The organism is Paramesorhizobium salinisoli (genome assembly GCF_003335045.1).
Lineage (GTDB): Bacteria > Pseudomonadota > Alphaproteobacteria > Rhizobiales > Rhizobiaceae > Paramesorhizobium > Paramesorhizobium salinisoli.
This window is the reverse complement of record NZ_QOZG01000170.1, coordinates 1-254: the sequence shown is the minus strand read 5'-3', so window position 1 is coordinate 254 and position 254 is coordinate 1. Positions and strand designations below refer to the sequence as shown.

Here is a 254-nt window from a genome sequence, read left to right as displayed (position 1 = left end):
CGCCAGCCTCCTGCTCCTTCACTACCGCAATAATCTGCTCTTCCGTAAATCTCTGCTTCTTCATGTGTCCGTCCTTTAATGGGCCGGACTCTAATCCAAACTGGAGGAAATTACCCGTGGCAGGTCAGGGCGAACAAAAGGCGGGCTGAACTCGAAGCTCCACACCGTTTGCGACGGTGACGGCCGGCCGATCATCCTGCTCTTGCCGGAAGGCCAGATGAGCGACCACAAGGGCGCACGTCTCGTGCTCGACG

1 pseudogene is annotated in these 254 nt (G+C 57.9%); it reads left to right on the top strand.

The window, feature by feature from the left end:
* Positions 1-115: 115 nt before the first annotated feature.
* A pseudogene (locus DUT91_RS27150) lies at positions 116-254 on the top strand (IS5/IS1182 family transposase); the annotation flags it as partial.